At 58.9% G+C, this 12,141-nt stretch carries 8 protein-coding genes and 2 tRNA genes; 3 read left to right on the top strand and 7 right to left on the bottom strand.

All coding sequences use genetic code 11. From position 1 onward, the window contains the following. Both BGLCM_RS06710 and BGLCM_RS06705 read right to left on the bottom strand, forming a co-directional pair. Window positions 1–387, bottom strand: a 387-nt coding sequence (locus BGLCM_RS06710; protein ID WP_044085191.1) for an RNA-guided endonuclease InsQ/TnpB family protein, incomplete at its 3' end; no start/stop codon positions are given. A gap of 68 nt (window positions 388–455) precedes the next feature. Further along, window positions 456–2,432 carry a PASTA domain-containing protein gene (locus tag BGLCM_RS06705; protein WP_044085190.1) on the bottom strand — a complete coding sequence of 659 codons (1,977 nt, stop codon included), beginning with the start codon at window positions 2,430–2,432 and terminating at the stop codon, window positions 456–458. 182 nt (window positions 2,433–2,614) lie between these two features. Here BGLCM_RS06705 and BGLCM_RS08520 point away from each other — a divergent pair, with 182 nt between their 5' ends. After that, complete coding sequence (locus BGLCM_RS08520) at window positions 2,615–2,917, top strand: hypothetical protein (protein WP_006294893.1); 303 nt, start codon at window positions 2,615–2,617, stop codon at window positions 2,915–2,917. A gap of 932 nt (window positions 2,918–3,849) precedes the next feature. Here the strand turns inward: BGLCM_RS08520 and pgi are convergent. Together pgi and BGLCM_RS06690 are read right to left on the bottom strand one after the other, a co-directional pair. Then, window positions 3,850–5,547, bottom strand: coding sequence for a glucose-6-phosphate isomerase (gene pgi / locus BGLCM_RS06695; RefSeq protein WP_044085189.1), 1,698 nt, complete (start codon window positions 5,545–5,547; stop codon window positions 3,850–3,852). Between the two features lie 681 nt (window positions 5,548–6,228). Then, complete coding sequence (locus tag BGLCM_RS06690; RefSeq protein ID WP_006294897.1) at window positions 6,229–7,566, bottom strand: mannose-1-phosphate guanylyltransferase; 1,338 nt, start codon at window positions 7,564–7,566, stop codon at window positions 6,229–6,231. 173 nt (window positions 7,567–7,739) lie between these two features. On the opposite strand from BGLCM_RS06690, the gene BGLCM_RS06685 reads away from it, so the two are divergent. Both BGLCM_RS06685 and BGLCM_RS06680 read left to right on the top strand, forming a co-directional pair. Then, window positions 7,740–7,815, top strand: a tRNA-Thr gene (locus BGLCM_RS06685). A 110-nt stretch (window positions 7,816–7,925) separates the two neighbouring features. Further along, a tRNA-Leu gene (locus BGLCM_RS06680) sits at window positions 7,926–8,006 on the top strand. Between the two features lie 144 nt (window positions 8,007–8,150). On the opposite strand, the gene BGLCM_RS08465 is transcribed toward BGLCM_RS06680, so the two are convergent. The 3 genes from BGLCM_RS08465 to BGLCM_RS06660 all read right to left on the bottom strand — a co-directional run bounded on the left by BGLCM_RS08465 (window position 8,151) and on the right by BGLCM_RS06660 (window position 12,034). Then, window positions 8,151–9,533, bottom strand: a complete 1,383-nt coding sequence (locus BGLCM_RS08465; RefSeq protein WP_148401550.1) for an AEC family transporter — start codon at window positions 9,531–9,533, stop codon at window positions 8,151–8,153. A 384-nt stretch (window positions 9,534–9,917) separates the two neighbouring features. Then, window positions 9,918–11,231 carry an aminoacyltransferase gene (locus BGLCM_RS06665; protein ID WP_006294901.1) on the bottom strand — a complete coding sequence of 438 codons (1,314 nt, stop codon included), beginning with the start codon at window positions 11,229–11,231 and terminating at the stop codon, window positions 9,918–9,920. A gap of 119 nt (window positions 11,232–11,350) precedes the next feature. Continuing rightward, on the bottom strand, window positions 11,351–12,034 hold the full coding sequence (locus BGLCM_RS06660; protein ID WP_006294902.1) for a non-canonical purine NTP pyrophosphatase: 684 nt from the start codon (window positions 12,032–12,034) through the stop codon (window positions 11,351–11,353). Window positions 12,035–12,141: the final 107 nt, after the last annotated feature.

Genomic DNA, 12,141 nt, shown 5'->3' with positions numbered 1-12,141 from the left:
AGTGCGGCCGTCCCATGTGAACGCGCTACGAACGAACGTGGCGGCTCCGCCACGGGACTTCTTCTTGAACCTCGGATAATCCGCAGTACCGTCGAAGAAATTGGAGAACGCCGCTTGCAAGTGGCGCAACGACTGCTGAAGCGCAACTGAAGACACTTCCCTGAGGAAGGCCAGCTCTTCGGTCTTCTTCCATCCGGTAAGCATGGTGCTGGTCTGGTTGTACGAGACACTTTCCCGACGCGCAGTCCACGCCTCGGTACGTGCCGCCAAGGCCTTGTTGTAGACCAGACGGCAACACCCGATGGTACGCCGCAGCAGGTTCTCCTGCCCGGGCGTCGAATAGAAGCGGTACTTGTAGGCCCGCCGGACCATACCATCGGCACCCATGCCTTACATTATAGCATGAAAGAATGTAAAATATGGCCGTGCGCCTTACATCCCCCGCCCGCGCCCCGCTAAGAGGCGGGGATTTTACGACGCAATCGATAACCTTCAATATCTTTCAGCGTAAGTCCGTTCGCAAGCGCCGCTTCCTTATTACAGACCGTGCTTTCGTCTTGCAAAAGATTGTAATATGGCATATCTGCGTCTTCATTATTGGTCGTGTAATGCATCTGCACTGTGCGACCCTGAGATGTTGTTACCGCACCCTTTGCGTCAACGGTTACGCAAGCGCCGCTCTTTTGGTAATATTTGCCTTCCGCCTGCGTGAAATTACCGTCAATCAACTCTTGCCGTACCTCTTTCCAAGGCCGGATAGTTTTATGCGTTGAAGAGCGTGTCGGGTGGACTGCGGAAGATTGACGCGAAGAGTCTGACGTGCCTTTATTCCCTGTATCTTTATCTTCTGAATCACTCGAATTACTGGAATCGTTCGAATCGTTCGAGACGGATGTATTTTCAGAATCGATTGGTTTGGCGTTGGCTGTCCAGTCGACGGCAAGTGAGGATTCGTCGAGATAGTAGACGGAACTGTTTGAAGGAGCCGGCTTGAATGCGGTCTTGCCTTTCGCCAGCTTGCCGTTTTTATTGAGCAGGGTTGGTGCGAACGGATCGGCATGATCCGTGTATTCACTGGCAGGAGCGTCTTTGTACTTGATCTCGCTCGCGTCGTAGAGATTGGGGTCGCGCATCACGATGAACGGACGCGTTGTGTCGACGGGCTCCTCAGATTTAGCCTGATTGAGCGCGTCGTCGTCGAACAGGCCTGTCTGTTCCACGACGTCTAGATCGGTGCCAACGGGGTAATAGAGGTAGTAGGAGTTCATGCGGTAGGTAACACGATCCTCACCCCAGGAGCTGCTACTGCTTGAACCGTCCGGATCTTTCCAACCGCTAGCAGTGCAAGTCGCGCCCATGCCTCCATTCATCAAGCGATATTGGCCGTTGCAATAAGCGCTGGAAATTGAGCCATAGGGATACAGCTCAAACGCGCCACTGCTGCCATCTATGAGTCGATTGCCGGAACTGGAAGTTTTACCAGGAGCCGCCGGCTGCTCCTGCAGGCCAGGAGCCACCTCCAACATATTGAGATTCGTTGCGATGCGCGAATCGTCGGGAATCGTGGAGTTGGATGCGGTCAAATACTCTTGGAGATATTCGCGGGAACTCGGCTGCACAATCTCTAACGTGAAACAATCGGAGTTGTCGGCCTTGCAGTACTTGCCAGCGAGCATGGAGTCAGGGAATTTCATCACGCCCCCATATTCCTCATACACGCTGGTATCAGTGAACAGTTCTTGGGTATCGCTGGCATCCACACCGTAGTAGACGGTCACGTTGTTCGAGTTGGACACCACACCAGGCTGCGGCTCGGAAGTGACCATCTTGCCCACATACTGTTGGCTCGAAAAACGCGGCTTCATCGTCACGGTGAACCCGTCGGCCTCAAGAGCTTTGCGCACCGTATCCTTGTCTTCACCGACCAGATCGACACCCACACCGTTGCCCTTGGCCGCGACGCCAAGTACAATGCCGCGATCCGCATCGTCCTTCGCCAGAGCCGTGCCATCAGCCGGCGCAGTCATCGCCACATCACCTGGCTTCACATCAGTCTTTGAAGACACCACGACCTCAGCGCGAGACAACGGCACGCCCATATCTTTCACGGCCGTGATTGCGTCAGCCTCGCTCTTGCCAACCGTGCCCTTAGGCACGCCGGGACCGAGCGACTCAACAACGGTAATCGGCGTGGATGTGTCCACGCGCGTTCCTTCCTCCACGCCCTCGTAACGCAAGAAATCACCCTGTGATTCCTTCGAGAACTCCTGGGTCTTCGTCACGGCAGTGAATCCCTGATCCTTCAGCCGTTTCGTCACCACATCGGCCGTCAAGTGCGCCTCACCATCACCGCGCATCTGCGCCACAACCGGAACCGTGCGGCCACCAATCTTCTCGGACTTGTAAGCGAAGAATACGCCTCCACCAGCCATCAGTAGCACAATAGCCACCGCCGCTGCCACAAAAATAATCCAAAACTTGTTACGAGACGCGGCTGAAGTAGGCGATCCGGACGCGGATGAACCGGCCGGTGAAGAAAAGTCAGCAGATGCAGCAGCCGCAACGGACATATCTGGTGTCGGCGCCGGCATAGGTGCAGGAACCGGCGCACCCGATGCCGAGGACGGAGCTGGCGCCGCAAACGCATCGGATGCGGTCGGCGGCGCAGGGACTCCAGAAGCGGGAGCAGGAGCTGGCGCAGATGGAGCAGCTGGTGCCGGAGCCGGAACCGCTGCCGAATCAGGAGGCGGGACCGCCGCAGAACCCGGCGCTGGAGCCGGAGCTTGAGCAGCTGGTGACGCAGACGGCGACGCAACAGTGGTGGCGTCTACCGGACCCGACTGCTGTGCGCCACACTGCGTACAAAACTGCGAACCCGATTGCAATAGTGAACCACATTGCTTACAAAAAGACATGAGCGCCCCTTCTCTAATTCTCTCTCCCCGATCTGCAAGCCCTACACTTGCGCCCTTGTATTCTACGTTTCATTCCCACCCCAAAAAAATAGTTCCCTCAAAATTCGGACACTCCCAGTCTCAAAAACCACCGCACCCATCAGGTCCCTTCCCCACACCCCTAAACTCCTCCACCGTCCAAGCGCACCCAAACCGCCTCTCCCCTGACCAGTGTGGTCAGAACAGATGCACTTCCTACCTAAACTGCGTCTTCCCTTACCAGACTGGTCAGCAAAACCGCACTTTCTGCACCCAAACTGCGTCTTTCCTTACCAGCCTGGTCAGCAAAACTGCATTTTCCGCGCCCAAACCGCGTTTCCCCTGACCAGCCTGGTCAGCAAAACTGCACTTTCCGCGCCCAAACTGTGTCTCCTCTTACCAGAGTGGTCAGCAAAACCGCTCTTCCCAACCCAAACCACGCGTCTCCCCTGACCAATGTGGTCAGCAAAAACCGCACTTTCTGCACCCAAACTGCGTCTTTCCTGACCAGCCTGGTCAGCAAAACTGCATTTTCCGCTCCCAAACCGCGTTTCCCCTGACCAGCGTGGTCAGAAAAACTGCACTTTCCCACCCAAAACCGCATCTCCCCTGACCAATGTGGTCAGAAAAACTGCACTTTCCGCTTCCAAAGCGCATCTCTCCTGACCAAGCTGGTCAGCAAAACCGCACTTTCCGCTCAAAAACCGCATATCCCCTGACCAGCGCGGTCAGGGGATCAGTATCCACACGTCTTACGGCAGTAAGTTGATGAACCGGAACCCACAAATTTTACGGCCGTAAGGTGATGAGATAGAACTCGCCACCTTACGGCCGTAATGAGTAAGCGGGACTCACTAACCGTGGAGCCGTAAGCTTGTCGGACCGGAATTCGCCAACTTACGGCAGGTCAGTAAAATCAGAACTCGCGGACCTTGCGGTAGTAATTAATGAGCTCGATCGTGGACGGGTCCTGGGCGAGCAGAGCCTCGTCGGACTGGGACAGGGCCGGAGTGATCTCCTTGGCCAGCTGCTTGCCGAGCTCGACGCCCCACTGATCGTAGGAGTCGAGGCCCCAGACGGTGCCCTCAACGAACGTGATCTGCTCGTACAGGGCGATGAGCTCGCCGAGCGCGAACGGATCGAGACGCACGCCGAAGATCGAAGTGGTCGGGCGGTTGCCTTCGAACACACGGGCCGGAACGATGTCTTCCGGAGTGCCCTCAGCGCGCACTTCCTCAGCGGTCTTGCCGAACGCGAGAGCCTTGGTCTGAGCAAGATAGTTGCCCAGGAACAGCTCCTGCACGTCCTGATCGCCGTCCTTGAGCGGGTTCGGCGTGTTGGCGAACGCAATGAAGTCGGCCGGAATCAGCTGCGTGCCCTGGTGGATCAGCTGGTAGAACGCGTGCTGGCCGTTCGTGCCGGGCTCGCCCCAGAAAATCTCACCGGTCTGCGTGGTGACGGGCGTGCCGTCCCAACGCACGGACTTGCCGTTGGATTCCATCGTGAGCTGCTGCAGGTAGGCCGGGAAGCGGCACAGGTACTGGTTGTACGGCAGCACAGCGTGGGAAGCCACGTTGAAGAAGTTGCGGTACCACACGTTGAGCATGCCGAGCAGCACGACGACGTTCTTCTCGAACGGGGTCTTCTCGAAGTACTCGTCAATCTCATGGAAGCCGGCGAGGAACTCCTCGAAACGAGCCGGTCCGAACACGATGGCGAGCGTGGTGCCAACGGCGGAATCCACGGAATAACGGCCGCCAACCCAGTTCCAGAAGCCGAACGCGTTCTGCGGGTCGATGCCGAACTCGGCGACCTTCTCGAGGTTCGTCGACACGGCGATGAAGTGCTTGGACACAGCTTCAGCAGCCTTGACCTGCGTATCGTCGATGGCCTGGCGAGCCTTGAGCTCCTCAAGCAGCCAGGTGCGGGCTTCGCGAGCGTTCGTCAGCGTCTCAAGAGTGGTGAACGTCTTGGACACGACGACGAACAGCGTGGTCTCGGGATCGAGGTCGCGCGTCTTCTCGGCGATGTCGTTGGGGTCGATGTTGGAGACGAAGCGGGCCTTGATGCCGGCGTCAGCGTACGGCTTGAGCGCTTCGTAAGCCATGGCGGGACCCAGGTCGGAGCCGCCGATACCGATGTTGACAACGGTCTCGATTTCCTTGCCGGTAACACCCTTCCACTCACCGGAGCGGACCTTGTTAGCGAACGCGTAGATGCGCTCGAGCGTGGCGCGCACGTCGGCGACAGCGTCCTGGCCGTCAACCATGATTGTGCCTTTGTCCGAATCCGGGCGGCGCAGAGCGGTGTGCAGCACGGCGCGGTCCTCGGTGTTGTTGATGTGTTCGCCCGTGTACATGGCCTTCGTGCGCTCGGCGAGCTTCACATCGTTGGCGAGCTCGGCGAACAGAGCCAGCGTCTCAGGCTTGATCAGGTTCTTGGACAGGTCGAAGTGCAGCGTGCCAGCGTCGAACGTGAGGTCCTTGACGCGGTTCTCGTCGTCCGCGAACCACTTCTTGAGGTCGATTCCCTCGGCCTGCAGCTCGTCATAGTGCTTCTGGAGCTTGGCCCAAGCCGGGGTCAGGGTGGCGTCAACGGGTGGATTGATAGCCATGGATCGGTATCCTTTCATCATCTCTGAATCAAATCGGTCGCTGCGGGGCGTGTTGGACGTTCATATCGACCGTTTAACGGGGGTAAACGCGAGGTTGGGTTCCGGATTCGATTCCGGGTTGGGTTTCGGCTCGGGCCCTGTGCTGTGCGCACACAGCGCACCCAGTGCCGTCACCACTTCCGTAAACTCACGCGTTGCACCCGCTGCTGCCGCAGCATACGTTTGCATTCAGCATTCCAAGATACTCACGAAAGCAGACAGTAGGGGCGGCGGAAGGAACGGCTGGGGGGAGCGGCAAGGGTGGATAGTAGGGCGGTTGGCAGCGTACAGAGTTGGGCACGCAGTGGGACATTTGCAAGGTGCGTAATTGCGTTCCTTTTACCACCCGCTTTACCACCCGCTCTGGGGCGCTTCTGATTGAGATATGCGCTGCCCCCTTGTCGACAGTCGACACCTTTTACCACCCGCTCCGGGGCGCTTCCTTCCGCAAGTGCGTTGAAGCGGGTGGCATCGGGACGGTTTAAGGGCTGCCGGGAACCCGTTTCGGAGCCTGGTTTGCAGTGACCGCTGACAGCTGCCCTGCCGCCGTCCGCGAGCCGCCGCCATCCCCGCTATCTCCTCTATTCCAGCCCCCTCACCGCCCCAGCTCCAAAGGAGAGCCCCTCTGACAGCCTGACAGCGTTACAGCACGTCCTCGTGGCCGTCGTCGGAGAGATGCTTGACCATGTTCTTGACTTCCTGGCTGCGGGCGCGCGGCGCGACGAGCAGCGCGTCGGGCGTATCGACGACGACCATGTCGTTGACGCCGAGCAGCGCGACGAGCCGCCCGGCTTGCGGCGCCACCACGTCGCCGGCCGAGTCGAGCATCGCTACGAGGTCGGCGTCGCCGAGGATTTTTACGTTGCGTTCGTTGACGCTCGGCAGCAGCGCCGCGACCGAGTTGAAATCGCCGATATCGTCCCAGCCGAAGTCTCCGGGAATCATGGCCACGCCGCCCGACACTGACAGCGGTTCGGCCACAGAGTAGTCAAACGCAATTTTTTCAATGCCATACCACCATTCGGACATCGCTGCGTCACGATGCGTATGGAAGTCGCCTGCGTCCAGCTCGTCCAAGGATGTGGGGCAGGTTCCGGGCTGGGGTCCGGGCTGTGCCGAGACGGCTTGGGGCGCGTCCGTTGCGGGCGCTGGCTGAGTTGCACGCGCCGTCTGGGTCATCCCCGCCGCCTGAGTTGTCCCAGTCGTCCGAGCCGCACGCACGGCCTCCACAGCGCGCTCGAACTCCTCATCATCGGCAATGATTGCGTCGGCAATATGGTCGATGGCCTCGGCGAGCGCGGGCCGCGTGGCCGCCAGGTGCGCGAGCAGCACGTCTGCTCGCATAACGAACATTCCTGCGTTCCAGCGGTATTCTCCGGTTGACAAATACGCTTGGGCTGTGGCAGCGTCGGGTTTTTCCACGAATCGTTCAACGAGGTGCGCTTCAGGCGCGTCGGGAATTTCGGCAGCCAGGCTCGGCCCTTCATGGATGTATCCGAACGCTGTGCTTGGGCGGCTGGCCGCGATGCCGATCGTCGTCACGTATCCGGCGCGCGCTGTGGCAACGGCTTGCCTCACGGCATCAATGAAATCGGCGCGTCCGCGGATCACATGGTCGGCTGCGAACGACCCGACCACAATCTGGTCACCGTGTCGTTTGGCCAGCACAGCTGTGGCGAGCGCGATGGCCGCTGTTGAGTCGCGCGGGCTTGGTTCGGCAAAAATATTGGCCGCATCCAGTTCGGGCAGCTGCTCGCGTACGGCGTCCACGTGCTGCTGTCCTGTTGAAATGCTGACGTGATCCACGCCGGCGAGTCCAGAAAGCCGGTCGAATGTGGACTGGATGAGCGTGCGTCCTTGGCCGAGCAGGTCGTAGAGGAATTTCGGACGCGCCTGCCGGCTCAGCGGCCACAGTCGCGTGCCGACTCCCCCGGCTGGGATGATGGCATAGAAATCGTCGGATCCTTGCGAAACACTCATGCGCTCTATCGTAGCGGAATACTGCGGTTTCGTTCAGGTGCGGACCGCTGAATTACCGGGCGCCGCCTGCCCCGTCAACCGCCGCCAGCTAAGGCGACACGCCGTGCGGGCCGTCCGCTGGACTTTTGCGTCCACATACAGTAAAGTTCTTGTCTTGTTGCGACAAGCAATGTGCCATTTTAGCTCAGTCGGTAGAGCGGCTCACTCGTAATGAGCAGGTCGACAGTTCGATTCTGTCAAATGGCTCCAGCAGAACCTCAAGATTCGTCTTGAGGTTTTTGTTTACTTCCGCAGCTCCGTCGCATGGCATTCATCAGCTGCTTATGCCCGGCCATGCTCCAGGCTACGCTAGCGGATGCGCGCGAGTGGCGTAATTGGTAGCCGCGCAGGATTTAGGTTCCTGTGACTTTGTCGTGTGGGTTCGAGTCCCATCTCGCGCACTTCCATTGTTTTCTTACATGAGCCGCCCCGCTTTTCTGTCTAAAAATGCGGGACAGCAACCGCGAGACAAGCAACTTGACTTCCTCCCGGTGCTAAAGCACCGGGAGGAAGTCAAAATCAATCACTGAAGCCGTAGCAATCATTCACCACACGGTGACTGCGGGCAACAGCGGTAATAGGTGGTGGGCGGAAATCATCAAAAACAAACTGATGATGGCCGAAACGGCGAGGGAGAAGCCGGCGAGTTTAGCGCTGCCGAGCACGCGGTCGGTGAACAGCGTCGAGAACACGGGAATCGGAGCCAGGCAACACAGCGCGACGGCCTCACGCACCATCGCGTCGAACGGCAAGAACACCCACAGAGCCAGCGCGAACAGCACACTGAACGGCAGGCGCCAAGCGATGACCTGCAGCACTTGCTTGACATCAGAACGCGACTCTGGTACGTCCATCAGCATGCCGACCATCAGCATCGCGCAGAACGCGTTCGCGTTGGCCAGCGGTTGCGTCACCATCGCCACCCAGCCGGGCAGGTCCCAGTCAATAATCATCAGCGCAATCATCACGATGTACGTCATGAACGGCACGGACGTGACAAAACCGCGGATCACCGTGCGCGCCACAGCACGACGCGCCAAACGGCGAGCGTCCGCATCCTGCGGCTTGACATACGGCAGCGTGGGGGCAGCCATAATGTCGGCGAAGTTTGAGGCGGAAGACGAAGCGGGCGTAGGGGCAGTAGTTGGGGCTGGTACTGGGGCTGCGTTGGAAGTGGGAGTGGAAATAGAAGTTGGCGCGGAATCGGAAGCGGAGTGTCCAGAAACGGTAGACGGAATGGAATCGGAAGATGAAGCGGGAACTGTACCAGAAGCGGATGCGGAAATGGACTCGGCATCGCAAGCCGGACTGGAAGCGGGATTGAAAGTAGAAGCAGAGTCGGAAGCGGAGTGTCCAGAAACGGTAACCGGAATGGAATCGGAAGATGAAGCGGGATTGAAGCTGCCGGGGGCGGCTGAATGGGAGCGGGAGTGGGCGCGCTCGCGTTCGAGAGCTTCTACCTGCTCGCCGAGCGTGGTGTCGGGCTGGATGTGCAGCAGCAGCTGCGTGAGAATGTTCGTGCCGCCAGCAACCATAATCGAATTGCCGATGTCGAACATGGCGGCCGGCACAAACGCCGCATCACCCAGCACCGCTTGCACAACGGGGAAACAAAAGCAACCGATGTTCAGCCCGGCCGCGTTGAGCATCAAAAACGTGCGCCGCTTGACAGGAGTGTGCCGAGTGGATACAAAAATCACCATGATCGGGATGAACGCCACCACAAACCCCACGGCAGCCAGCCACAACAGTGACAAATCGTGCGGATGCGTGGCGAACGAATAGACAATCGCGCCCGGCAAAATCAGATCAAATAGCGCAACGGAAATGATCGAATAATCGCGCTCGCCAAACCGACCGAGCCGTTTAAACACGTACCCGGCGGCAATAACGAGCAACAGGGCGATGGGTTGAATCAGCGCGTGCATAGCTCCCTAACCTAGCGGTCGTTCGTAAACTGCAAAAACTTGGGCGCCGTCCACGTTCCGTTCACGCCGCCCCACACCGCGCCTACAACCGGCCCACATTTCGTTCATCTCGTCCACGTTCCAGACGCAACCGCCTGGGACATGCGAACCGTTTTTTTGGGGGGGGTGAAGCTCGGAATGCGAAACGCTTGGATGAGACACGTAACCTGCGGGCATCCGCAACGAGTACGGCAGTTGACGCGCGGCATTGCACCAACGTGCGGCGACTGATTCGAAAGCCGCGGACGGAACAGCGGCCGCCAGCAGCCGTCCACGTTGCGTTCATCTCGTCCATATTCCGGCCATCGGAGGCTGTTAACGGCTGTTACCGGACGTGAGCGGACGTCAGCGGCCCAGGATTTTGTGGGCGACTCGCTGCAGGCGGTAAGTCAGGCCTCGCAGTACGAGCGAGAATGAGCCCATGAGCTCCTCAACGTAGCCGTTGAACCCCTGCTTGAACTCGAGCACGCCCGCGCCCTCGGCCTGCGGGTCGTCAAAATAGCCCGAAATTCCGTAGAAATTGTAGCGGTCGATGCCGTGCTCCACGCACCAGCTCATCGCGTAGTGCTGCAGTGCCGTCGGCGCATAAAACTTGGCGTATTTATCGTTACTTCCGCTCATTAAATACACCATCTCACGCGGCTGCACAATGAACAGCGCGGCGGCCACCGGCACCACGTCGCCATCTTCCTGAACGTACTGCTTGGCCTTGGCGATGCGGTTGACAGCCGCTTCCGCGTTCTGCCGAGCCGTGCGCAGCTTGTTGAGTTTCTTGTCACCCAACTGGCCGCCACTCGCTTCCACCTTGCTCTGCTCAGCTTCCAGCTCCTCAACCTGCTTGGAAGCAACGTCAAGTTTTTTCTGCCAGACTTTTATATATTTCTGCAGATGGATCTCGGCGATCATGAACTGCGCATCATCACCAAACGATTCGAAGATCTGCTGCGCATAGGTCAACGAGCGGTTCGTGAACCCCTGACGCTCCGAACTGAGCTCGCAAATGTCATGGAACACGTTGAGTTCAGACTCGCCGAGTTGACGAACTTCAACACAACTGTTATCGGCAATCTTGACGTTGCGGCGCGTGTTCTTGGCATACGACGCCAACAGCGACTTCACATCGGCGAACGGTGTGAGGTCCTTGACGTAACGCCAGCGCGGCACAGGCGTGTAGCCGACGCTCAAGCCCTCGTGCGTAAAGCCGTTATCGGTGATATGCACGATGGCTGAACGGTCGGGCTTGGCCAAATGCATGAGCGAGCGAGGCACATCCGGATCATCGCCGTCAAGCTCATGGCCTTGGCTGCTGAGCACCTGGTACGTCTGTTCAGGCGTCATGTCGAAATGCACTGCGCCTTGCTTTTTGGCGTAGGCGGCAAGCTGGGACAGGAAGAAGCGTGTGAGTTCCACATCGTCAAAATCGCACAGCGGGCCGTCGGTCACGGACGCGAACCGCGTCAACGCGGTACCCTGAATGGCCAGCAGCGCGGCGGCCACGATCTTGCCTTCTTCCTTGACGGCTGTGAACGCGATGCGTGAACCGTTGTCTTCACGCACGCGCGCCATTGCGGATGTTTGCTGGAAATTGGCATATGGCGCATGCTTGGCGAATTCGTCGTATTCGTGGGCGGAAATCAACGCAAATTCAAAAGAACGCATGACGGGACGGGACCTCTTCCGATGGATGTGACTGAACTAACTGAGAATGGGACTATTAGATACTTCTGGATACTTGAGCTTACCCGTACACTGCTCGTCTTGCGGCGAACGCATGCGCATTAGGCGATGAGCGGCACGACTGCCGTGGCCAGGGTGCGCAACGCTTTGCCGCGATGCGAAATGGCGTTCTTCTGCGTGGCCGTCATTTGCGCTGACGTGAGCGGTTCCAGATGCTTGAGACTGTCCTCATCACGCGCGGGCTGGTCGTCGGGCACGAAAATCGGGTCATAACCGAATCCGTGCTCTCCTCGCGGAGCGCGAATCAGCATGCCTTTCATTTCGCCGAGCACCGTTTTTTCGTCGGCGATGGCGAAGCTGCCGTCATCTTGCGGCTTGCTTTCGGGCACGGCGAGCGCGGCGGCGCACACGAACCGCGCTTGACGATTATGGTCGGGAATGTCTTCAAGCTGGGCGAGCAGCAGCTCATAGTTGGCCACGTCATCGCCATGTTTGCCGGCCCAACGGGCGGAAAGGATGCCCGGAGCCGAACCCATGACGTCAACGATGAGTCCTGAATCGTCGGCGATGGCCGGGCTGCCGGTTTGGGCGGCTACCGCGCGCGCTTTGATCAACGCGTTTTGTTCAAACGACACGCCATCTTCTTTGGGGTCGGGCAGGCCCAGGCTGCCAGCCGACACGAGTTCAAACGAGGCTGCGCTGCCGGTCTTGGCCAGTTCTTGCGTCAGGATGCGGTTGATTTCTTGCAGTTTGCCTTCGTTATGCGTGGCGACGATGATGCGCATGGGGAGTCCTTTCAGTACTTCATTTTGCCGAATGTGCCGGTTGGGGCGCGGGTGTCGCGGTAGCTGCGGACCGAGGTGAGTGCAGTGAGCTCGGCGGGTGCAGTGAA

The sequence above is a fragment of the Bifidobacterium gallicum DSM 20093 = LMG 11596 genome (assembly GCF_000741205.1).
Lineage (GTDB): Bacteria > Actinomycetota > Actinomycetes > Actinomycetales > Bifidobacteriaceae > Bifidobacterium > Bifidobacterium gallicum.
Note: the sequence above shows the minus strand (reverse complement) of the source record. Positions and strands in the feature narration are given on the sequence as shown.